Consider the following 22,944-nt stretch of genomic DNA (forward strand, 5'->3'; position numbering starts at 1 on the left):
TGTCTCGCGCCCCGAGGCTAGCGCTTGTTGGCCTCAACAATGGTGAGGGCAGCCGTCGACGTGTCATCCGGACCACCTGGTGCGTCAGGGGCGCCGCCCCCGGTGCCGGCCGGGGGAGTTGCAGGTGCAGGTGTGGGGTCGACGGGGATAGGGGTCACGTGCACGGCCGGCTGGACTGCCGGTACCGGAAAGACGGTGACCGGAGGCACCGCTGCCGGCACATCGCCGTCGGCCGCCCGTAACCCGGGGCCAGCCCCTGCCCCCGCTGCAGGTTCCACGGAAGCAGGCGCAGCCTCGGCGGGGACCGTGGCAGCCGCCGGGGACGGAAGGGGCTCAATGCTGATGGGCTGCCCGCCGTGCTCTGCAATGTCGCTGGCCAGGGTGGCCAACATCTCTTCCGCCTCCGCCACCATGGTGGCGTCGCCGGCCGCGATGCCCTTGACCAGATACTGGGCCAGGGCGAATTCGGCCGACAGCGCTGCCCGCCGAAGCAGGTGCTTGTCGGGCTTGTCGCGGCGGCCGGCGGTGTAAGCGGCCAGGACGGCGTCCACGAAGTCCTGCTCGTTGGATGCCACCAGCCAGGCAAAGTCGTCGGCGGGGTCGCCGATGCGGAGGTCTGTCCAGCCGGTCACGGCGGTGACCCGGGAGCCCTCCACGAGAAGGTTGTCCTCATGCAGGTCCCCGTGCACCACGGAGGGATTGAAGCGCCACAAGGACACGTCCTCAAGTGCGTGCTCCCAGCGCAGCAGCAGGGCCGGAGGAATTTTTCCGGTGGTGGCGGCCTGGTCCAGCTCGTTCAGCCTGCGCTGCCGGAATTCGTTGGGGGTATAGCTGGGCAGGTCGGCATTGCTGACGATCGCGCGGGGCAGATCGTGGATGGCCGCCAGTGCCACGCCGATTTCCCGGGCCAGGGCATCCGGCCCGGCCGTCAGTTCCTCAACGCTGCGGGTGCTGCCGCCCAGATGCGAGTACACGAAAGTGCTCAGGCTTCCCAGGCGCACGCTGCCGGCAACCGTGGGCATCAGGAAGGGCAGTTCGGCGCGGATGGCCGGCGCGAAGGCGCGCAGCACCAGGAATTCTGTTTCCAGGCGGGCGCTGGCCTCGGCGTGGCGCGGCGACCTGACCCGCCAGCGCTTCCCTTCCGAGTCGAGGAGCAGCGCTGAGTCGAAGTCCGCGGGGTCGTCCGGAGCAGAGCTAACTGCCGTCGGTGTCAGCCCGGGGACTGCCGCGGTTGCAACGGCTGCCAGTTCAATCGCTTTTCTTCTCACCTTTCAACGGTAGATTGCCTGCGGGCCGGGAGGCCGGTCCGGCGGCGGCGAGTCTTGAGATACCTGCAAATAGGGGGGGTGGTGCCGCGGTGGGACGGCTGGAAATGTCATTTGTCAGCCCCAGTCAGTACGGTGGACCTATGAGCCATGCGGAGTCTGTTACACCGGTCTACCAGGGGCAGCCGGCAACGCTGCCTGCGAACCACCTCATGGACACCCTCCTCCCCGTCAGGCCGGCGCTGGTGGACCGCGGGTCGGCCGTCCGGACGGCGCCGGGGATCGTGGACGAACAACTGGCCAGTCCCGGAACGCTCGCTGTTGTGCTGTCCGGGCGGCAGGGCCTGGTGCAGGGCGGCGGCCTGTGCGTAGCCGCCGCACAGCCGTTGTTCCAGGAGCTCACGGCAGCCGGGTCGGCGCCTGAACTGGTCATCTACCTGGGCTCCGCGCTTCCGGATTCGGATCTGCCGGCTGGAACGGGGCTCCTGCTTTATGTGCTCCCGGAGCAGGTTGCTCCGGGTACAGCCGGGATCCCGTCCGATGCCCGCTGGGCCGGCTTCCGCGAGGTCGCAGCGGGGCTGAGCGCCACACACACTGCCCTCTTTGTGGAGGCCAGTGCCATCACCAACTGGCACGCCGGGCACACCCACTGCCCGCGCTGCGGTACCCCCACCGAGGTCGAGGCCGGCGGCTGGGTCCGCCGGTGTCCTGCGGATTCCTCGGAACACTACCCACGGACAGACCCGGCCATCATCGTTACCGTTGTGGGTCCGGACGGACGGCTGCTGCTGGGCGGCGGCGGTCCGCTGGACGCCAGGAACTATTCCACGCTGGCCGGCTTCGTGGAGCCCGGGGAATCACTCGAACAGGCCGTGGTCCGCGAGATTTATGAGGAGGTGGGAGTCCGGGTGACCACATGCCAGTACCTCGGATCGCAGTCGTGGCCGTTCCCGGCCTCCCTTATGCTTGGATTTACCGCCGTCACCGAAGACGCCGAGGCAAGGCCCGACGGCGTTGAGGTCACCAGGGCGCGCTGGTTCAGCCGGGAGGAACTCCAGGAGGCTGTACTCGCCGGCGATATCACCATTTCGAGCCGGCTTTCCATTGCCCGCTCGCTGATAGAGCACTGGTATGGCGGACGCATCCGGGACCTGGCCGAGGCCTGACCCACCACGAATCCACCAGACTCCAGCACGCGGTAGTCGAGACAAAGAGCAGCAGAAGTGACTACAGAACAATTTGACGGGGCAGCATCCCTTGAGGACCGCATCCTGGGAGGCCTGGACGCGGAGCAGCGGGAGGTGGCCAGCACCCTGAGCGGGCCGCTGTGCGTCCTGGCCGGGGCGGGGACCGGAAAGACCCGCGCCATCACCCACCGCATCGCCTACGGCGTCCATTCCGGCGTCTACTCGCCGCAGCGGCTGCTGGCCGTGACTTTCACGGCCCGCGCTGCGGCCGAGATGCGCAGCCGGCTGCGTGACCTTGGAGCGGGAAACGTTCAGGCGCGCACCTTCCATGCCGCGGCGCTGCGCCAGCTGCAGTTTTTCTGGCCGCAGGCTGTTGGCGGTACCCTGCCCAACCTGCTGGACCACAAAGCCCAGATGCTGGCCGAGGCCGCCCGGCGGCTCCGGCTCAGCACCGACAGGGCTTCCATCCGCGACCTCGCCTCGGAGATCGAATGGGCCAAGGTCTCCATGCTCACGCCGGCAAACTACCTGGAAAACGCGCAGGACAGGGGAGCCCCGGGCGGCTTCGACCTCACCGCCGTAGCCCGCGTCTTCCAGTCCTACGAGGACGTCAAGACCGACCGCAACGTCATTGACTTCGAGGACGTCCTGCTGATCACGGTGGGAATCCTCCAGGAGGACGAGAAGGTCGCCGCCACCGTCCGTGAGCAGTACCGCCACTTCGTGGTGGACGAGTACCAGGACGTTTCCCCCTTGCAGCAGCGGCTCCTGGAACTCTGGCTGGGCGGCCGCGACGAGCTCTGCGTTGTTGGAGACGCAAGCCAGACCATCTATTCGTTCACCGGAGCTTCCCCTAAGCACCTGCTGGAGTTCAAAGCCCGCTATCCGCAGGCCAACGTGGTCAAGCTCATCCGGGACTACCGCTCCACGCCTCAGGTGGTGAAGCTCGCGAACGACCTTTTGGCGGGCAGGCGCAGCGGAGGTCCCGTGGCCGACGCCGCCTGGGCCTCGCCCCTGCAGCTTGTGGCCCAGCGGCCGGCAGGCCCGGCGCCGCAGTTTACGGAATGTGCGGATGACGAGGCGGAGGCCGCCACGGTTGCCCAAAAGATCAAGGCACTGCTCGACGCCGGGACACCCGCCAGCGAGGTTGCTGTCCTGTTCCGCACCAACGGCCAGTCCGAGGCATACGAACAGGCCCTCGCCGCCGCCGGCATCGGCTACCAGCTGCGCGGCGGTGAACGGTTCTTTGCCCGCAAGGAGGTGCGCGACGCCATCCTGCAGCTGCGCGCGGCCACCCGGGCCGTCGCCGAGACGGACTCCCCCCAGCCGCTCGGGCAGCTGGTCCGCGACATCGTCTCCTCGCTTGGCTACACGGATGCGGCCCCGCACAGCGGCGGGGCCCTCCGGGAGCGCTGGGAGTCTCTGGCCGCGCTGGTTGCCCTTGCGGATGAACTGGTCCAGGTACGGGGCACACAGTTCAGCCTGGCCGACTTCGTCAACGAACTCCAGGAACGTTCCCTGGCGCAGCACGCCCCCACCGTCCAGGGTGTAACTCTTGCCTCCCTCCACGCAGCCAAGGGCCTGGAATGGGACGCCGTCTTCCTGGTGGGGCTCAGTGAAGGGCTGATGCCCATTTCGTTTGCCGACTCCCCGGAATCGGTGGACGAGGAACGCCGGCTCCTGTACGTGGGAATCACCCGGGCACGTGAACACCTGTCCCTGTCATGGTCCACCGCCCGGACCCCGGGCGGCCGCGCCAACCGCAAACCCTCAAGGTTCCTTGATGGATTGCGTCCCGACTCCGTGGCCAGTTCAAGCACCCGGGGGAAGGTGACGGTGACCCGCAGGAAAGCCGCCGCTCCCGCCATGTGCAGGGTCTGCGGAAGCATGCTCGGCACCGGGGCGGAACGCAAAGTGGGCCGGTGCAACTCCTGTCCGCCGGGCTACGAGGAACAAACCTTCGACGCCCTCCGTAACTGGCGCCGGGAGGTTGCCCTCTCCGCCGAGGTGCCCGCATTCGTGGTGTTCACCGACGCAACCCTGACGGCCATTGCCGAAGCACGCCCAGCGTCGCTCGAAGAGCTCGCCCGGCTGGCAGGGGTGGGACCTGCAAAGCTTGAACGGTATGGGGAAGACGTCCTGCGTGTCCTGACGGAAAGCACGTCGCTGTAATGGCCGGCCACTTCGCGGGGCATAAGGTGGCGGCTGCTGCTTCCATCACCACGGAGGACGGCGCGCCTGTAGTGGTCCGGCGTTCGTCCCGGCGCACCCGCACCGTAGCCGCGTTCTGGGAGAACGGAACCGCGGTGGTCGCGATACCCGCCCGGTTCACTGCTGCCCAGGAAGCCGAATGGGTGCACAAGATGGTGGCAAAGCTGCAGCGCCAGGGGGAGCGGCGGGCGGCAGCGGGCAGGAGGCGGCCGGCCACGGACGCTGCCCTCGCGGAACATGCGGCTCAATTGTCTGCCAAGTACCTGGGGGGACGCGCCGTACCGACGTCGGTGCGCTGGGTCAGCAACCAGAACTCGCGTTGGGGTTCTGCCACTCCGGCAGAGGGAACCATCAGGCTCTCGGACAAACTGCGTCCCATGCCCCAGTGGGTGATCGACTACGTCCTGCTCCATGAGCTCGCCCACTTGCTGGTGGCTGCGCACAACGCTGCCTTCTGGCAGCTGCTCGAGACGTACCCGGAGACGCAGCGGGCCAAGGCGTTCCTTGAGGGTGTTTCCTTTGCCACCGGACGCGGCATGGCCGACCCCGACGCTGACTGAATCCGTCCTGCCGGCGGACACCGCCGGGGCGGGGTCCTAGCCTTTCGGCTGGCCCTCCTGGCCCTCACTGCCCTCGTCGTCGGGACGCCCGCCGTCGTCCTTCTTTGCGGTGCCGTCCTGTCCGCCGGCGCCACTGCCTTCTTCCGCTTCCGGCGGGGAGTCGAAGCCGCCGCTGAGGAGCTTCTGCAAAGCGTCGTCCACTTCGCTGTCACTTGCTTCTGCCAGCTTGCGGCGCCCGCTGAAGCCCTTGGGATCGTCCAGGTCCTCGGCAGTCGGCAGCAGGTCCGGGTGGTGCCAGATGGCGTCGCGGCCCTCGATGCCGCGTTCTTCCTTGAGGGTGGCCCACAACGTGGCGGCGTCGCGCAGCCTTCGGGGCCGCAGCTCCAGCCCCACCAGGGAGGCAAAGGCGTGCTCGGCCGGACCGCCGGTTGCCCGCCGGCGCCGCACGGTCTCCCGCAGCGCGCCCGCGGACGGCAGCAGGTTCTCGGTGGCCGCGGCAGTGAGTTCGTCCACCCAGCCCTCCACCAGCGCCAGGGCGGTCTCCAGCTTTTCGAGGGCCTGGTCCTGCGCCGGCGTCCGCTGCGGCATGAAGACACCCTGCGACAGGGCCTCCTGGATGCCTTCCGGGTTGCTGGGGTCAAGGTCCCGTGCAAGTTCCTCGATGCGCGAGGTGTCGATGTGGATGCCGCGGGCGTACGCCTCGATGGCACCCAGCAGGTGTCCGCGGAGCCAGGGGACCTGGACGAACAGCCGTGCGTGGGCGGCTTCCCGCACTGCGAGGAAGAGCCGGATGTCGTTCTCGGCCAGGGACAGGCCCTCCCCGAACGCCGCGACGTTGGCCGGCAGCAGAGCCATCTCCAGGTCCGCGAGGGGGACCCCGATGTCGGTGGAACTGACCACATCAGCGGAGAGGGCACCGATGGCCTGGCCCAACTGCATGCCGAAGATGGCGCCGCCCATGTTCTGGAGCATCGAGGACGCCCCGCCCATCATGGACTTCATTTCCTCGGGCATCTGCTCCGTCATGGCCGAGGACAGCGCATTTGCGATGCTGTTGGCCACCGGCTCGGTCAGCCGCTTCCAGGTGCCCAGCGTGGCCTCCACCCATTCCGCCCGGGACCAGGCCCGGCCGATCAGGCCCGTGGCGGGAAGGTCCGTGACGGGGTCCAGCCACAGCTCCGCCAGGCGGAGGGCCTCATCAACCTCGCGTGACTGCTGGGACGTTACCGAAGGGTCGCTGCCGCTCGCGGCAACACGGCGGGCGTTGTCGTGGGCAAGCTGCCAGTTGACGGGCCCCTCCGAAGGGGCGCTCATCATTGCCTGCACCTGGGAGAACATCTGCGCCAGCAGGTTGGGGTCGTTCGGAAGCCCCGCAGCCTTGGCCAGTTCAGCGGGGTCGAAATTCTCCATCCCCTTGCCGCCCATCAGGTTCTGCAGCATCTCGGTCAACGGATCCTTGGGGGTGTCGTCGCCGTTGGACGGATTGAGTGGATTGGAGGTCATGATCCCGCCGATCGTCGGTGTGGCTGTCAACCTTCACGGTACCCCGGCCATGGTCGGCTGTCTGCCGGACGGCGTCGTCGTTCGCTCTAGGCAAAGAGCTGGCATCCACCGGCACCGCGTAGTCTTGGTTGGGTGACTACAACCCGTGGCGGCCACCCCTCAGACGACCACGCTCCTGAGCTCTTCACCCGCGGCCTGCCTGCGCAAACAGGCGAAACACGCGTGCCGGGCACGTCCGCCCATGAGGAAAGGGCCGACGACGGCACGGCGGGCGGTGCGCCCGCTCCGGAACGCGCTCCCCGGGACAGGAAAGTGTCGGCGATGCTGCTCGCGGGAATGTCGGCGCTGGGCCTGGGAATTGCCGTGGGCACCCTCCCCGTTCCCTACGTCGTGGAGTCGCCCGGCCCGACGTACAACACCCTGGGCGAAAGCCAGGGGAGCCCGGTCATCAGCATCAGCGGCCGGGAAACCTACCCGGCCAAGGGAAACCTGGACCTGACCACGGTCTACGTGGACGGCGGCCCCAACGGCCCGGTCAGCATCCTGGATGCGTTTTCGGCGTGGGTTGACCCTTCCAAAGCCGTGCACCCCGTGGAACTGCTTTATCCCACGGGCACCACCAGGGAAGAGGCAGAGGAACAGAGTTCCGTGGCGATGACCACGTCACAGGAGAACGCCGTAGCTTCTGCCCTCAAAGAGCTTGATATCCCGTTCGGGCAGCAGCTGCAGGCCGCCGGCCTCTCCGAGAATTCGGCCTCGGACGGAAAGATCCAGCCCGGCGACATCCTGAAGACCATTAACGGCAAGGACATCACCTCGCTGGCGGTCGTCCAGGAGGAACTGGCCGCGGGAAACGGCGTGCCGGTCTCTGTGGCAGTGGAGCGTGACGGGAAGTCCGTCACCGAAACCATCACCCCCCAGGACAACGGCGAGGGCCGCTTCATCCTCGGAGTAATGCTCAAATACCTGTTCACCTTCCCCTTCGACGTCGAGATCTCGCTGGAGAAAGTCGGCGGTCCCAGCGCGGGGCTGATGTTCTCCCTGGGGATCATCGACACCGTCACACCGGGAGACCTGACGGGCGGCAAGCACATCGCAGGGACCGGAACCATCTCCCCGGACGGCCTCGTGGGCCCCATCGGCGGCATCGAACAGAAACTGCAGGGGGCCCGGGCCGCGGGAGCAACGTTATTCCTTGCCCCCGCCGCGAACTGCCAGGAAGTAGCAGGGCACATCCCCGACGGGCTGCAGGTAGTCCGGGTGGAGACCCTGGCAGAGGCGCGCGACGCCGTCGAACGTGCAGGTAACGGTCAGGACACGTCCGGCCTTCCGGCCTGCCCGGGCAACTAGACTGGGCGCAACTAGACTCGACAGGAACTAAGCTCTACCGCCACTCGTGGCAAATATGACGGACGAAACCGGCCGTTTGACCGGTGCCGGACGTCGCACGCACGCACGCTCTGATTTATCTGACGACCAGCTATGAGGTACCCAGTTTGTCCCGTCCCGCCAGCACCATGTCCACAGGCAGGCCCCCTTCACGACGCGGGGCGTTGACGCCCACCTTGATCGTTGTTGCCCTGGTGGTAGTGGGCTTCATCTTCTTTGCCAACGTCTGGACCGACGTCCTCTGGTACCGGCAGTTGGGGTTCATCGAGGTCTTCGTCACCGAGAACCTGGTCCGGATCGGTATCTTTGCCGCCGGTTTCGCCATCATGTTCCTGGCGGTGTTCTTCGCGATCCGCATCGCGTACAACGCCCGCCCGGTGTACGCGCCCGACTCCGAAATCAGGGACAACCTGAACCGCTACCAGGCGCAGCTGGAACCCGTCCGGCGCGTTGTCATGATCGGGCTCCCCGTCCTCTTCGGGCTCTTCGCCGGCAGCGCCGCCGCGAGCCAGTGGCAGAAGGTCCTCCTGTTCTTCAACCAGGAGCCCTTCGGCAAAGAAGACCCCGAATTTGGTATGGACATCAGCTTCTACCTGATGTCGCTCCCGTTTTTTGGTTTCGTGACCGGCTTCCTGATCAGCGTTGTGGTGATTGCCGGGATCGCGGGCATCCTGACGCATTACCTCTACGGCAGCATCCGCCTGATGGAACGCGGCGTCTTCACCAGCCGGGCCGCACAGATCCATATCGCCGTCGCCGGCGCTTCCTTCCTGGTGCTTCTGGGACTCAACTTCTGGCTGGACCGCTTCACTGCGGTCCAGAGCAACAGCGGACGCTGGGCCGGCGCCCTGTACACGGATGTCAACGCCGTCATTCCCACGAAGGCCATCCTCGCCGTGGCGGCGGTGCTCGTTGCCGTCCTGTTCGTTGTCGCTGCCATCATCGGCAAGTGGCGGCTGCCGGTTATCGGAACCGCCATGCTGGTCATCACGTCCATCCTGGCCGGCGGTGTCTACCCGTGGGTGATCCAGCAGTTCCAGGTTCGTCCCTCGGAGGAGACGCTGGAAAAGGAATACATCCAGCGCAATATCAACAACACGCGTGAGGCCTACGGCCTGGACAAGATCCAGGTGGACCGCTACAACGCCACCAACACGGCCAGCACCGGAGCCCTCGCGCCCGATGCCCAGACCACGGCAAACATCCGGTTGCTGGACCCGAACCTGATTTCGGATGCGTTCTCCCAGCTTGAGCAGTACCGCCCCTACTACCAGTTCCCGGAAGCCCTCAATGTGGACCGGTATGAGGTGGACGGCAAGATCCAGGACACCGTGATCGCGGTCCGCGAACTCAACCCCGCCAACGTGGCAACCAACCAGCAGGGCTGGCTCAACCAGCATGTTGTGTACACCCATGGCTACGGTGTTGTGGCTGCAAAGGGCAACAAGTTCACCGTGGACGGCAAGCCGGAATTCCTGCAGTCGGGTATTCCGTCAACAGGTGTCCTGGGTGACGATTCAACCTATGAGCCCCGAATCTACTTCGGTGAATCCTCTCCCGACTACTCGATCGTTGGCGCGCCGGACGGCGCCCCAGCCCGCGAGCAGGACCGGCCGTCGGGCAGGGAAGGCGAGGGGGACAACCAGTACACCTTTGAAGGCAACGGCGGCCCCAACGTGGGCACGTTCTTCAACCGCGTGCTCTACTCCATCAAGTTCCAGTCCTCAGACCTGCTGCTTTCGGACGGCGTCAACCCCGAGTCGCAGATCCTGTATGACCGCAGTCCCCGTGAGCGCGTGGAAAAGGTTGCCCCATACCTGACCGTCGATGGGAACGCTTATCCGGCAGTGGTGGACGGCCGCGTCAAATGGATCGTGGATGGCTACACCACCAGCCAGTTCTACCCGTACTCCCAGCAGGAGCGGCTTTCCGATGCCACGGCGGACACCCAGACCACGTCCGGCCGCGCGGTTGCCTTGCCCAACAGCACCGTCAATTACATCCGGAACTCGGTGAAGGCCACCGTTGATGCATACGACGGTTCGGTCACCCTGTACGCCTGGGACGACCAGGACCCGCTGCTGAAGTCCTGGCAGAAGGTGTTCCCCGCCTCTCTCAAGCCTTTCTCGGAGATGTCCGGCGATGTCATGAGCCACGTCCGGTACCCGGAGGACCTGTTCAAGGTCCAGCGCCAGCTCTTGGGGGAGTACCACGTGACCGATCCGTCCACGTTCTACCAGACCAAGGATGTCTGGAGCGTGCCGGCGGATCCCACCGTTGAATCCAACAGCGGCGTTAAGCAGCCGCCGTTCTACATGTCCCTCCAGATGCCGGACCAGGACAAGCCCGCCTTCCAGCTGACGTCGTCGTTCATCCCGCAGATTGTCAACGGGAACGCACGCAACGTGCTCTATGGCTTCCTTGCCGCTGACTCGGATGCCGGGAACGAGGCGGGTGTGAAGGCGGAGAGCTACGGCAAGCTGAGGCTGCTGCAGATCCCGCCGGAGATCCAGGTGCCGGGTCCCGGCCAGGCGCAAAACAAGTTCAACTCCGATCCCACGGTTTCGCAGGCCCTCAACCTGCTGCGCCAGGGAGCGTCTGAAGTGCTCAACGGCAACCTGCTGACGCTTCCGGTAGGCGGCGGCATCCTGTACGTCCAGCCTGTCTACCTCAAGTCGACCGGCGAAACGTCGTACCCCACACTGCAGCGCGTCCTGGTGGCATTCGGCGACAAGGTGGGCTTCGCCCCCACCCTGGACGGGGCACTGAAGCAGCTCTTCGGAGGAGACTCCGGGGCTGCCGCGGGCGATTCGGACAACAACGGACAGACCCCGGTAGATCCGGCTGCGCCGGGAACCCCTGCGGGAGCTGACGCCAAGGCTGAGCTGAAGGCCGCACTGGATGAAGCGAATGCGGCGATCCGGGAGGGCCAGTCGGCTCTAGCTGCAGGGGACTTCGCAGCCTACGGCGAGGCGCAGAAGAAGATTGCGGCTGCCCTCCAGAAGGCAGTGGCTGCGGAAGCGAAGATCCCGGTTGTCGCACCCGAGGCCACGCCCGCGCCGGCAGCCACCGATGCGCCTGAAGCGAGCCCGTCACCCTCAGCCACCAGCTGATCACGACGGCGGACAACGGCACCTGCTCCTTCGGGGCAGGTGCCGTTTGCGTTGGCGAGACGGAGATCACGCGTCCACGATTTGGCCTTGTGTTCACGTACCGGTAAAGTAGTTCTTGCGACGCGGGGTGGAGCAGTTCGGTAGCTCGCTGGGCTCATAACCCAGAGGTCACAGGTTCAAATCCTGTCCCCGCAACTGATGGAAGCATCCGGACACTGGAAACAGTGTCCGGATGTTTTTGTTTAAGCGCCGGGGACTTCCTGCCGACCCAGGCGAGAATTCCCGAGTGGAAAACGCGGCCGGAAAACTAGGGTAGTGTTGTTTCAGCGACGCGGGGTGGAGCAGTTCGGTAGCTCGCTGGGCTCATAACCCAGAGGTCACAGGTTCAAATCCTGTCCCCGCAACTATGTGAAGACCCTGACCGGCTACCAGCCGGCCGGGGTCTTCTTTTTTCCGTGGATACGTGCAGTTCCTAGTATTCTCTTTCGCAGAGCCTCACACGCCGTGAGCACTTGGCCAGTCATTCTCGAGAGGAATGTTGTTCGATGTCCACACCCACGAAGAAGCCCCGTACCGCGGCGGGTCAGCGGTCGCGACTCTACTGGGGGGTGCCTGCCGTCCTCGGAGGGCTGGTCCTGGTGGTGCTGGTTGCCAGGTGGCTGATGGGGCTGCCCGCCGTCGCTTCCTTCGTGGCTGACTATCCGGGCCATTCGGAGCTTCCGGACAATGCCCCCGTGGGCTTTCCCGCCTGGCTTGCCTGGCAGCACTTCCTGAATGCGTTCTTCCTGCTGCTGATCATCCGTACCGGGTGGCAGGTGCGGACCACCACCCGCCCCAGCGGGCACTGGACACGGAACAACAAGGGCCTGATCAAGACGAAGAACCCGCCCACCAAAATCAGCCTTGAGCTGTGGTTCCACCTGACGCTGGATGTCCTGTGGATCCTCAACGGCCTGGTGTTTGCGGTGCTGCTTTTCGCCACCGGCCAGTGGATGCGGATCGTGCCCACCAGCTGGGACGTCTTCCCCAACGCGCTCTCCGCGGCACTGCAGTACGCGTCCCTGGACTGGCCTACCGAGAACGGCTGGGTCAACTACAACGCGCTGCAGTTGCTGTCCTACTTCGCCACAGTCTTCATTGCCGCTCCGCTGGCGTTCATCACGGGCCTGCGGATGTCCGGTGCCTGGCCCAAGAAGGCTGCCGGCCTCAACAAGGCGTTCCCCATCGAGTGGGCGCGCGCCGTCCACTTCCCGGTGATGATCTACTTCGTGGCCTTCATCGCCGTGCATGTCTTCCTGGTGCTCGCCACCGGAGCCCTGCGCAACCTCAACCACATGTACGCCGTGCGCGACGACGACGGGTGGTTGGGTTTCTGGGTGTTCCTCGCCTCGGTGGTGGTCATGGTGGCCGCCTGGTTCCTGGCGCGCCCGCTGTTCCTGCGGCCCATCGCGTCCCTGATGGGCAAGGTCAGCCGCTGACGGGCGCCTGGCAGCAGCCCACGCCCGTGGAGCGGGGTCAGCTGTCCCTGAGCTTCTGGTAGGCCTCAAGGGCCCGCTCCCTTGACTCGGGCAGGTCCACCAGGGGCCCTGGATATCCGTCCAGTTCCACGCCGGCCTTCCAGGGCTCGTGGATCGTCTTTCCGTCCAGGTCCGCCAGCTCGGGGAGGTAGTGGCGCAGGTAGGTGCCCGCGGCGTCGAATTTCTTGCTCTGGGTGACGGGGTTGAAGATCCGGTAGTACGGTGAGGCGTCCGCTCCTGAGCCGGCAACCCACTGCCAGTTGGCGGGATTGCTGGCCGCGTCCGCGTCCACGAGGGTGTCCCAGAACCAGGCTTCCCCGACGCGCCAGTCCGTCAGGAGGTTCTTGACCAGGAAAGACGCCGCGGCCATCCTCACCCGGTTATGCATCCAGCCGGTCTGCCACAGCTGGCGCATACCTGCATCGACGAACGGATACCCGGTCCGGCCCTGCTGCCAGGCTTCCAGCTCATCCTTGCCGGGCTTCTCCCATTCGAACCGGTCGAAGTCCGGACGGTAGTTGCGGGTGGCAAGATCCGGGTTGGTGTATAGAAGATGCCAGCAGAATTCCCGCCAGCCGAGCTCCGAGCGGAAGATGCCGACGTCGGCAGGCACCTTGTCCGGGTACCGGCGGCGGATCTGCCGCCACACACGGAAGGGACTGACTTCGCCGAACCGCAGATGGGGTGAAAGCCGGCTGGTACCTTCCACCCCGGGGATATTCCGGCCGGTTCCGTATTCGTCCGCCGGCCCGTCCAGGAAATCTTTGAGCCGGCGCTCGGCGCCGTCCTCGCCCGGTTCCCAGACAGCGGCGAGTCCGCCGCTCCAGTCGGGGGCGGAGGGCAGGAGTTCCCAGCCATCAAGGGTGTCGCCCGCCTGCGTGGTCCTGGTTGACTTCGGGGGCGCCGGCAGCGTTCCCGGAACCTGGAGGGGATCGCGGATATCAGCGCCGGCAAGGCAGGCCCGCCAGAACGGCGTGAACACCTTGTAGGGCCCGCCGGCGCCGGTCCGGACAGTCCAGGGCTCAAACAGGAGGTTCGCCTGGTAGCTCGAGGCGTGGATACCGTTCTCAGTGGCCCACGCCTTGACAGCGGCGTCCACCGTGCGCTCCGGCCGGCCGTAGCGGCGGTTCCAGAAGAGGTGGCGGGCGTTGGTTTCGGCTGCGAGCTCCCTGACGACCTGTCCGGCCGGCCCGCGGCGGAGGAGCAGCCGGGAGCCTTTGGCTTCCAGTGCACCCGCGAGGGAGGCAAGGGAATGGTGCAGCCACCACTTCGTGGCTCCTCCAAGCGGCCGGACGCCTTCTGACTCCTCATCGAGGGCGTAGACGACCGTCAGGGGCAGCCCGAGCGCGGCTGCTTCGGAAAGCGCGGGGTTGTCATCAAGCCGAAGGTCGTCGCGGAGCCAGACGATGGAGGTCTCAGTGGAGGAAGCCATGCAACCACGCTACACACTGGCGGGAACGGATAGGGCCGGGGCCATCAGTGGCCCCGGCCCTACCGGTTGTCTCTAGAGCAGGCGGAACGTCCCGCCGCCGGTCAGAGTTTGTCGAAGTCTGCTTCGTCCACCGTTGAGCCCGTTGCTGCCGGGCCTGCGGCGCCGAGGGCCGGCTTCGACGAGTTGCCGGACTTCAGCGCGGCCAGGCGTGCCTCGATCTCAACCTGCTCACCGAGGTCCTCCAACTGGTTGAACTGCGCGTCCAGGCTTGAGGCTGCGAGTTCCTGCTGGCCACGGACCTTGGCTTCCTCGCGGCGGATTTTCTCCTCGAAGCGGCCCACTTCGCTGGTGGGATCCATGAAGTCGATGCTCTTGATGGCATCGTGGACCTGGGACTGGGCTGCAGCGGTCTTGGACCTGGCCACCAGCTCATTCCGCTTGCTGGTCAGCTCGTTCAGCTTGCCCTTCATCTGGTCCAGGCCGGTCTTGAGCTTGTCCACCACTTCACGCTGGGAGGCGATGCTGGGTTCTGCCCCCTTGGCCTCATTCTCGGCGGACATCTGGCGCTGCAGGGCCACCTTGGCAAGGTTGTCGAACTTCTCGGCATCAACAGTGTCGCCGCTGGCCCGGTATTCGTCCGCCTTCCGCGACGCCGCGAGGGCTTTGTTGCCCCAGTCCTGTGCGTTCTTAACGTCCTCGCGGTAGTCATCCTCGAGCATCCGCAGGTTCCCGATGGTCTGCGCCACGGCGGACTCGGCCTCCGCGATGTTGTTCGTGTAGTCCCGGACCATCTGGTCCAGCATCTTCTGGGGATCCTCAGCGTTGTCCAGCAAGGTGTTGATGTTTGCCTTAGCCAGCTGCGCGATACGGCCAAAGATGGACTGCTTAACCATGTTGCTACCTTTCGTCCTGCTCTGTGGTGACCACTGAAATCAGTGAACAGTTGTGGTGTGGCTTGTGCGGGGCCCGGAAAGCGGGTCGGAGCCAACGGCGATCAGAAACTTCCGGAGTCGCCTCCGCCGAAATCGCCTCCGCCGAAGTCTCCGCCGCCCCAGCCGCCGCCGTCGCTGTGGCCACCACCCCAGCCTGCGCCGCCGCCTCCGTTGAGGATGGAGTTGATCAGGATGCCGCCCAGGATGGCGCCGCCGAGGCCTCCGCCGCCGCCTCCGCCAAACATGCCGCCGCGGCCGTAGCCCTGGTTGGCGTAGCCACCGAAGTGGTCAACGTCAGCCTGTGCCAGCTGGGCTGCCTGCGCTGCCAGGGCGTGCGCCTGCTGGGCGTAGGTCAGGGCAGTAACAGGATCGGTGCGTGCAATAGACAGTGCGTAATCCAGGTTCCGCTGGGACTCGGCCAGGCGTGTGCGTGCTTCTGTCCCCACACCGCCGCGGCGGGCGGTGATGTAGTCCGAAGTTGCGCTGATCTGGGCCTGGGCAGACATGATGGTCTGCTGGAGCGAGGCCTGTGCCCGGCGGGCCTGTTCCTGCTGGTCCCTGATGCCGCTGAGGGCCTGGTCCAGTGACTGGTGGGCAGTCTCGACGCGCTGCAGGGTGGCAATGGGGTCGATCTTGCCGCCCTGGATCTCCGCCTTGACCTGCGCCAGGGCATTTTCAACTCCGGCGACCGGACCGGCGAGCTCGGGGTGCGCCCCCGACTGGATCATGGCCCGTGCCTGGGCGAGATCCTGGGAGGTGTCCACTACTGCGTTCTCGAGGCTGCTCCGGGCTTCATCCAGGTTGGAGGAAACCCTGGCGATGGCGTCGAGGAGGACGTTCGTCTGGTGCAGGCTCTCTTCGGCTGCGCGGACTGCCACTGCGGCAAGGCTACCTTCGCCCTCAGCCAGCTTCTGCTGCGCGGTGGCGGTAGCGTTCTGCACGAATGCCAGGCGTTCCTTGGCCTGCAGGATGTTGTCGGAAACCTGGGTCAGGGCACTTTCCGCATACTTGGCACGGAGGGAGGTGAGGGACTCTTCGGCACTGGAGATTTTCGAGTCCGCTTCGCGCGCACCGGCGTTGACTGCTGCCAGTGCCTGCGGTGCGTTCTTCTCGAGTTCACGCAGGGAATCGAAGTCGGCCTTCTGCTCCTGGAGGGATGCCAGCGCGGCTTCGGACCGGCGGATGATCTCGCCGAGCCACGTCCGCTGCTGCTCTTCAGTGTCGGGGATGTGATCGTCCAGCTGCTGCTGCAGCTTGAAGGATTCGCTCAAGTGGGCCTTGGCTTCATGCAGCGCCTTGGTGAAATTGCCGACGGCGGAGTCACCGTACTGTGCCTGGGCGAACATGAGTTCCTGCTCGCTGGACTTGATGGCGTCGTCCGCCTCGATCAGGAGGGAGCCGCCCTTGCGGCGAAGTTCCTCGATGCTCAGCGACGCGAGCGGATCGAGTTCAGCGCCCTGCGGACCGTAGCTGGCATTCGCTGCCTGCCCGGCTGCCTTCTTGCGCTTGTTGCGGAAGTAGAGGTAGGCGCCCGCACCGCCAACGGCCACTACGCCCGTTCCTACGAGGACTGCAGCGCCGGCGCCTTCACCGGAGGGGACGTTGCCGGCGCCGCCACTGGCGGCATCCCCGATCGCCGCCGCCGTGTCAATTGCTGCCTGGGCGAAGTCGGGATTTCCACCGGCAAGGTTGGCCGTAACCGCGTTCTGGCTTATGGCTCCCTGCTTGGACTTGATGGGGCTGGCAGAGTTCAGGGCAAAGCTGAATTTGCCGTCGTCTTTTGCTATGGCGAGGATAGCGTCGGACCTCCCCATGCCCTTCTGCGTGGCAACGGCTGCGGCCCAGTCTGCTGGCACAGTTGGGTTGGTGAACCTGTCTACGGTCACGACGTAGAGGTTGTATTTGTGGTCCTTCAGCAACTTCTGGATTGCCTCTTGGACTTCCCCCTCGCGGCTTCCGAGCACATCCGCGTTATCCACGATGTTCTGGCCGGAGGGGATAGAAACCGGATCCTCGGCCCAGGCCGCGCCAGCGGGCAACGCCAGGAAGGCGGTAAGGCCGATCACGGCGAATAAACGTTTGAACTTTGACCGCATGTGCAACCCTTCAGCACGCCTGACACCGATTCGGGACGAATCAGTCGTCTCAGAATCCAGCAGCGCCCCCACGCTTGGTGTGAAGCCGCAGGTCGCTGTGGCAATTCATCTTGATTCTATGGTGCACCCCACAGCCCGTCCATCGGCCCGAATATGCCAGCAGCGAAACGCCGGTCCGCACGTCAGCCGCGCCAGGAACCGGCGCTCAGGAAGCTCTCAGCAAACATCCGAGCTTGTTCCAGCCAGGGAGTCCATAGTTAATGCAGACGAGGATGAAAGGAAGTCCCATGACTGAGAACCAGACGCCGGGTCCGGCTTCGCGGAACAGCGGCCAGGACCGGCAGGATCCCTGGGGGCAGAACAACGGGCAGGCAGAGGGGCCGGCCGCGGGGGATCAGCCGGCAGGTGCTCCCGGAGCGAATGTATCCGGCCCCCGCCAGTACCCCACCGACCGCATTGAGCAGCAGGGCACCAACCCCACCCAGGAACTCCCCGGAGCCCAGCGTCCCGTCTATCCCCAGCGGCAGCCCTCCTACGGCGGGCAGTACGCGGCGGGGCAGGACCCGTCCGCCGCGCAGGCGCCCGGGCACCAGGCGCCCCACCCCGGCTACGGCTATACCGGCCAGGAAAACCAGTACGCGGGCCAGGGCCACGGCACCAACAACCTGACTGGTGCCAACAGCGCCCACAGCGGGACTGCCTTTACCCCCAACCCCAAGGACGCGCCACGGCGGAAAGCGACATTCGGCGTGGGCACCCTCGTCGCCAGCATCCTCGCGGCCGGACTGGTGGGAGGGGGAGTGGCCACGGTCGGTTCCGCGGAACTTTTCGGCAACACCGGATCGGGTGCTGCAGTGAGCAGCAACAGCCAGCCCGGGACGGTCATCGTCAACAACAAGGACAACGTCAACGCCATAACGGCAGCTGCCCTGAAGGCCTCGCCCAGCGTGGTGACCATCAGTGCCTCAAGCGGCGGCTCCGGCGGCACGGGCTCCGGGATCGTCCTGGACGACCAGGGACATATCCTCACCAACACCCACGTCGTCACCCTGGACGGCCAGACGGCCGACGCTGCCCTGGAAGTGCGGACCAGTGATGGGAAGGTTCTCACCGCCAAACTCGTTGGCACAGACCCGTTGTCTGACCTCGCAGTGATCAAGGTGGACAACGCCTCCGGCCTGACCCCGGCCACCCTGGGCGATTCCGGGAAACTGAACGTGGGGGACACCGCCATTGCTATCGGCTCGCCGCTGGGCCTGACCGGCACCGTGACCGACGGCATCGTTTCAACGCTCAACCGGACCATCAGTGTTGCCTCCGCGGCCGCCCCCGAAGAGGGGGACAACGCCGAGGGCGATGACGAGGGCGATGACGAGGGCGGATTCCAGTTCGCGCCTCCGGGCGGCGGACAGAGCCAGCAGACGGCCGACCAGGGCGAGATCTCCATTAACGTCATCCAGACCGACGCCGCCATTAACCCCGGAAACTCCGGCGGTGCACTGGTGAACAGCAGCGGCGAAGTGATTGGCGTCAACGTGGCCATCGCGTCCGCGGGATCGAGCGCATCCTCGACCAGCGGCAACATCGGCGTTGGCTTCAGCATCCCCATCAACCATGCCAAGCGGGTGGCTCAGGAAATCATTGACACCGGCAAGGCCTCGCACGGCCAGCTGGGTGTCAGCGTCAAGAAGAAGACGGCCTCAAGCGCCGCTTCCGGGTTCTCGGTGGGCGCGGACGTTGCCACCGTGGAGGCGGACTCTGCGGCCGGCAAGGCAGGGATCAAGGTGGGCGACGTGATCACCAAGTTCAACGACCTCGCCATCGGGGAACCGGAGCAGCTGACCGCGGCTGTCCGGGAACAGCCCGCCGGGTCCAGCGTCAAGATCACGGTCCTGCGAAACGGCAAGGAGCAGACGTTCGACGTCACGCTGGGCGCCGCCGCCAGCTAGCACGGTGCCGGCAACACATCCAGGCTGAACCTACGACGGCGGCGTCCCCCTTTGGCGGGCGCCGCCGTCGCGATGCATCCGCCGCGCACAGCGGCGGGGGAGCGCTGACACAGGCGTTAACGGAAGAGGGCGCCGGGGCACGCCTATATGGTTAGCTAGGAGCTACCCGAATGCCGGGGCATTCCGCGGCCATGACCTCACCCGGCTGGCTGTCCACAAGCATGGAAGGCTGCTGTAAACACAGTGGAAGATACATTGAAGATCATCGTCCTGGTCAAGCATGTACCGGACGCCCAGTTTGACCGCCACCTCACCGGTGAGGGCTACACGACTGACCGGGACGAGAGCATCCTGTCCGAGCTTGACGAATACGCCCTGGAGGCGGCGCTGCAGCTGGCCGAAGCCCGTGGCGGAGCGAAGGCGGGAAACCAGGTCATCGCGCTGAGCATGGGCCCCTCGGGTGCCGTCAACGCCATCAAGAAGGCGCTGCAGATCGGTGCAACCGAGGGTGTGCACCTCACCGATGACGCCCTGGCAGGTTCGGATGCCGCGGCCACGTCGCTGGCGCTCGCTGCCGCCATCCGGCACCTGGGCAACGACGCCCCCGTGGACCTGGTCCTGACCGGCATGGCGTCAACCGACGGGGAAACCTCGCTGGTCCCCGCGCAGCTTGCGGAGCGCCTGGACCTGCCGCAGGTCACCTTCGCCTCGTCGCTGGAGGTCGACGGCGGCCGGCTTACCGCACGCCGGGACGCCGACACGTCCTCCGAGACAGTGGAGGCCCCGCTGCCGGCAGTGGTTTCGGTGACGGACCAGATCAACGAGCCGCGCTACCCCAACTTCAAGGGCATCATCGCTGCCAAGCGCAAGAGCATCACCACCCTCTCCCTTGCTGACATCGGGGTGGACCCGGCGCAGGTTGGGCATGCAGGGTCCTGGACCAGCGTGCTCAGCGCCGAGGAACGTCCGCCCCGCACCGCCGGCACCATCATCACCGACGAAGGCGACGCCGGCATCAAGCTCGTTGACTTCCTGGCCGCCCAGAAGCTGCTCTAAGAGGGACCACAGACATGGCAAAAGTACTTGTATACATTGACAACCCCGGCACGTCGCTCAAAAAGAGCAGCCTCGAGCTGCTCACCCTGGGCCGCGCGCTCGGGGAAACCGCGGTTGCCCTCAATGGAAAGCTGCACGACGACGTTGCGGCCGCCTTTGCGGAGTACGGCGTCGGCACGGTGCTGCTTCCCTCGGCCGAGGACCTTGATGATTTCCTGGTGGCACCCAAAGCGGCCTACCTGGCCGCTGCCGCCGGGCAGGCCGGGGCCGATATCGTCCTGCTCGACAACTCGCCGGAGGGCAAGGAAATTGCTGCACGGGCAGGAATCCGCCTCAATGCGGGCGTCATCACGGACGTCGTGGCAGTGGACGCGGACGGCACCGCGCACAAGTCGGTCCTGGCCGGCTCCTACAACACCGCCTGCAAGGCCGGAACTGCAGTGAGCGTCCTGACCGTGAAGGCGAACAACGTAGTCCCCGAACCCGCTGCTGCTCCGGCCGCGCTGGAGACGGTCACCGTTGAGGTTCCTGCCGTCAGCGCCGCGGCCCGGATCACCGCCCGGGAACAGAAGGTTGCCAGCGGCCGCCCGGACCTCACGGACGCACGGATCGTCGTAGCCGGCGGACGCGGCCTGGACGGGGACTTCGGGCCGGTGGAGGAACTGGCCGATGCCCTTGGAGCGGCGGTGGGCGCCTCCCGTGCGGCCACCGACGCCGGCTGGATCAGCCACGACGCGCAGGTGGGGCAGACCGGAAAGACCGTGTCCCCGCAGCTGTACATCTCGGCGGGCATCTCCGGCGCCATCCAGCAGAAGGCCGGCATGCAGACCGCAAAGGTCATCGTTGCCGTGAACAAGGATGCCGAATCCCCGGTGTTCGAGATCGCGGACTTCGGCATCGTCGGGGACCTGTTCGACGTCCTCCCGCAGGCCACTGCAGAGATCAAGAAACGAAAAGGCTGATTCTTTGACTGCTTTTCCCCAGCAGGCACAGAGCCCGTTCAACCCGGACGAACACCGGGTTGGGCGGGTGCTCTGTTTTGCGGCGCACCCTGACGACATCGATTTTGGTGCTGCCGGCACCATCGCTGCCTGGACGGCCGCGGGCGTTAAGGTCAGCTACTGCATCATGACCGACGGTGACGCAGGTGGCTTTGACCCCGCGCACCGGGCCGACATCATCGCCCTTCGCGACGCGGAACAGCGCCGGGCCGCCGAACTGGTGGGGGTTACCGACATCCACTACCTCCACCAGCGGGACGGGTACCTTGAACCGTCGCACGAGGTGATGAAGGGCGTGGTGCGGCTGATCCGGGAAATCCGTCCCGACGTCGTGCTGTCCATGCACCCGGAACGGAACTGGAAGCGCATCCAGAAGAGCCACCCGGACCACCTCGCGGTGGGGGAGGCCGTAACCCGCGCCGTGTACCCTGCCGTGGAAAACCCGTTCGCCTACCCGGAACTTGCCGAGGCCGGACTGGAGGCCTACAAGCTTCCCTGGCTGTGGCTCTACGCCGGGCCCGAGGAGCGGGAAAACCACTTCGTGGATGTCACGGAGCACGTGGAGTCCAAGCTCGGGGCGATCCATGTCCATGTCAGCCAGCACCCCGACGTGGACGCCATGGAGGCAACCGTCCGGCGGGGCATGCGGGACAACGCCGGCCGGGCGGGCCTTGCGGACGGAAGGAGCGCTGAGGCCTTCCACGTGGTGGCTGTCAACGGACCCGGGACCATAGCCGGCTTCTGAGGACACAACAGCGAAAGCGCCCCGTTCCTTCCCTTGACGGAATGGAACGGGGCGCTTTGTGCGTCTTCCCGGGCTTGTGCCTTATGCCCCCAGCGGGGCAGCGGCAACGGTGGGCAGGGTGGGGGACTGGGATCCGCCTGCCGGCTCAACAGTGATCCCGAGCGCTGCGGCAGAGGAGATCCCCTCCACCACGGCGGGCTTGGAGAGGGCTTCCTCATCCATCAGGCCTTGGGACACGGGCGCGGAGCCATCCTTGGGGATCAGCCACATTTGGTACACCTTCCCCGCCGGCGGGGCGGGAACGCCGTTCATCTTGACGACGGCGGCGTCCTCCGATGAGGAAATCAGGAGGGTCGCTGTGCCGCCACCGGCCACATCCACCGATGCTTCCCGCAGGTCACCGGCGCGGACCACCTGGTTGAGGGGATCGTTCTGGTCTGCCAGGTAGGACCCGACGCCGACGCCGCCCAAAGCTATGGCGGCGGCAGCCGCGACTCCGGCGAGCCAGCGGCGGGTGCTGCCAGGCCTGCGCCGTTCCTCGCGGCGCTGCCGGGCCCGGGCGAGTTCGTCTCCGCCGGCGGGCTGCACACTGGCCGGCTGCGACGCTACGGGCTGCCCCGGTGCGAACTGTCCTGCTGCACTTTGTCCGGGTGCAGGTGGAGCCGGGGTATTTGCGTTCGGCCCGCTGCCCTGGGCAGGGAGTTGGGCAACGATACGGTCGAAAAGGTCAGCCGGAGGCTGCTCCTCGACACGGAAGGTCCTTACGAGGGTTTCCCTTGCCTGGCGCACCCGGTCGAAGAACTCGGTCCGTTCCGCTGCAGGCGCGGCCGACATGTACTGTTCGATCGCCCGGCGTTCCTCTTCAGTTACTGCATCCAGTGCATAGAGTTCGGCCAGGTCCACGGCCCGGCCGGAAGCGAGGTCCATGGCAACGGTGTCGCCAAAGGAACCGGAACGGCCGTTGCGGCCGCTGTTGGTTTCAGTCATC

16 protein-coding genes and 2 tRNA genes are annotated in these 22,944 nt (G+C 66.1%); 12 read left to right on the top strand and 6 right to left on the bottom strand.

The features are described from left to right. Positions 1 to 17: 17 nt before the first annotated feature. Positions 18 to 1,268 carry a macrolide 2'-phosphotransferase gene (locus NFU08_RS04930; protein ID WP_251421115.1) on the bottom strand — a complete coding sequence of 417 codons (1,251 nt, stop codon included), beginning with the start codon at positions 1,266 to 1,268 and terminating at the stop codon, positions 18 to 20. Between the two features lie 140 nt (positions 1,269 to 1,408). On the opposite strand from NFU08_RS04930, the gene nudC reads away from it, so the two are divergent. From nudC to NFU08_RS04945, 3 genes are read left to right on the top strand one after another with little or no spacing between them, the layout of a single operon-like run. Then, positions 1,409 to 2,431 carry an NAD(+) diphosphatase gene (nudC, locus tag NFU08_RS04935; protein WP_174176402.1) on the top strand — a complete coding sequence of 341 codons (1,023 nt, stop codon included), beginning with the start codon at positions 1,409 to 1,411 and terminating at the stop codon, positions 2,429 to 2,431. Between the two features lie 57 nt (positions 2,432 to 2,488). After that, positions 2,489 to 4,624, top strand: coding sequence for an ATP-dependent DNA helicase UvrD2 (locus NFU08_RS04940; RefSeq protein ID WP_174176400.1), 2,136 nt, complete (start codon positions 2,489 to 2,491; stop codon positions 4,622 to 4,624). After that, positions 4,624 to 5,223, top strand: a complete 600-nt coding sequence (locus NFU08_RS04945; protein WP_251421117.1) for a M48 family metallopeptidase — start codon at positions 4,624 to 4,626, stop codon at positions 5,221 to 5,223. The genes NFU08_RS04940 and NFU08_RS04945 overlap by 1 nt, the downstream gene beginning before the upstream one ends. Before the next feature lie 36 nt (positions 5,224 to 5,259). Here NFU08_RS04945 and NFU08_RS04950 read toward each other — a convergent pair whose 3' ends face one another. Beyond that, complete coding sequence (locus NFU08_RS04950) at positions 5,260 to 6,726, bottom strand: zinc-dependent metalloprotease (RefSeq protein WP_251421119.1); 1,467 nt, start codon at positions 6,724 to 6,726, stop codon at positions 5,260 to 5,262. A gap of 321 nt (positions 6,727 to 7,047) precedes the next feature. Between NFU08_RS04950 and NFU08_RS04955 the strand changes: the two genes are divergently transcribed. The 5 genes from NFU08_RS04955 to NFU08_RS04975 all read left to right on the top strand — a co-directional run bounded on the left by NFU08_RS04955 (position 7,048) and on the right by NFU08_RS04975 (position 12,706). Beyond that, a complete protein-coding gene (locus NFU08_RS04955) occupies positions 7,048 to 8,076 on the top strand; it encodes a PDZ domain-containing protein (RefSeq protein ID WP_251421233.1) in 1,029 nt (342 codons plus the stop codon). 167 nt (positions 8,077 to 8,243) lie between these two features. Then, on the top strand, positions 8,244 to 11,228 hold the full coding sequence (locus tag NFU08_RS04960) for a UPF0182 family protein (protein ID WP_251421235.1): 2,985 nt from the start codon (positions 8,244 to 8,246) through the stop codon (positions 11,226 to 11,228). A 121-nt stretch (positions 11,229 to 11,349) separates the two neighbouring features. Further along, positions 11,350 to 11,423 (top strand) — tRNA-Met (locus NFU08_RS04965). Positions 11,424 to 11,558: 135 nt separating this feature from the next. Next, positions 11,559 to 11,632 (top strand) — tRNA-Met (locus tag NFU08_RS04970). Positions 11,633 to 11,773: 141 nt separating this feature from the next. After that, on the top strand, positions 11,774 to 12,706 hold the full coding sequence (locus NFU08_RS04975) for a cytochrome b/b6 domain-containing protein (RefSeq protein WP_251421121.1): 933 nt from the start codon (positions 11,774 to 11,776) through the stop codon (positions 12,704 to 12,706). Positions 12,707 to 12,743: 37 nt separating this feature from the next. Here NFU08_RS04975 and NFU08_RS04980 read toward each other — a convergent pair whose 3' ends face one another. The 3 genes from NFU08_RS04980 to NFU08_RS04990 form a co-directional block, all read right to left on the bottom strand. Then, the gene (locus tag NFU08_RS04980) at positions 12,744 to 14,177 is read right to left on the bottom strand and encodes a deoxyribodipyrimidine photo-lyase (protein WP_251421123.1); all 1,434 of its coding nucleotides are present in this window, start codon (positions 14,175 to 14,177) and stop codon (positions 12,744 to 12,746) included. A 101-nt stretch (positions 14,178 to 14,278) separates the two neighbouring features. Then, positions 14,279 to 15,070 carry a PspA/IM30 family protein gene (locus NFU08_RS04985; RefSeq protein ID WP_251421125.1) on the bottom strand — a complete coding sequence of 264 codons (792 nt, stop codon included), beginning with the start codon at positions 15,068 to 15,070 and terminating at the stop codon, positions 14,279 to 14,281. Between the two features lie 101 nt (positions 15,071 to 15,171). Then, on the bottom strand, positions 15,172 to 17,205 hold the full coding sequence (locus NFU08_RS04990; protein ID WP_251421127.1) for a TPM domain-containing protein: 2,034 nt from the start codon (positions 17,203 to 17,205) through the stop codon (positions 15,172 to 15,174). A 287-nt stretch (positions 17,206 to 17,492) separates the two neighbouring features. Here NFU08_RS04990 and NFU08_RS04995 point away from each other — a divergent pair, with 287 nt between their 5' ends. The 4 genes from NFU08_RS04995 to NFU08_RS05010 all read left to right on the top strand — a co-directional run bounded on the left by NFU08_RS04995 (position 17,493) and on the right by NFU08_RS05010 (position 21,956). Further along, complete coding sequence (locus tag NFU08_RS04995) at positions 17,493 to 19,154, top strand: S1C family serine protease (RefSeq protein ID WP_251421129.1); 1,662 nt, start codon at positions 17,493 to 17,495, stop codon at positions 19,152 to 19,154. A 255-nt stretch (positions 19,155 to 19,409) separates the two neighbouring features. Next, a complete protein-coding gene (locus NFU08_RS05000; RefSeq protein WP_251421237.1) occupies positions 19,410 to 20,210 on the top strand; it encodes an electron transfer flavoprotein subunit beta/FixA family protein in 801 nt (266 codons plus the stop codon). A 14-nt stretch (positions 20,211 to 20,224) separates the two neighbouring features. Beyond that, a complete protein-coding gene (locus NFU08_RS05005) occupies positions 20,225 to 21,172 on the top strand; it encodes an electron transfer flavoprotein subunit alpha/FixB family protein (protein WP_174176385.1) in 948 nt (315 codons plus the stop codon). 4 nt (positions 21,173 to 21,176) lie between these two features. Next, positions 21,177 to 21,956, top strand: coding sequence for a PIG-L deacetylase family protein (locus NFU08_RS05010; protein ID WP_174176383.1), 780 nt, complete (start codon positions 21,177 to 21,179; stop codon positions 21,954 to 21,956). Positions 21,957 to 22,037: 81 nt separating this feature from the next. On the opposite strand, the gene NFU08_RS05015 is transcribed toward NFU08_RS05010, so the two are convergent. Next, positions 22,038 to 22,943 carry an anti-sigma factor domain-containing protein gene (locus NFU08_RS05015; protein ID WP_251421131.1) on the bottom strand — a complete coding sequence of 302 codons (906 nt, stop codon included), beginning with the start codon at positions 22,941 to 22,943 and terminating at the stop codon, positions 22,038 to 22,040. Position 22,944: the final 1 nt, after the last annotated feature.

The organism is Pseudarthrobacter sp. NCCP-2145 (genome assembly GCF_023708005.1).
GTDB lineage: Bacteria > Actinomycetota > Actinomycetes > Actinomycetales > Micrococcaceae > Arthrobacter > Arthrobacter oxydans.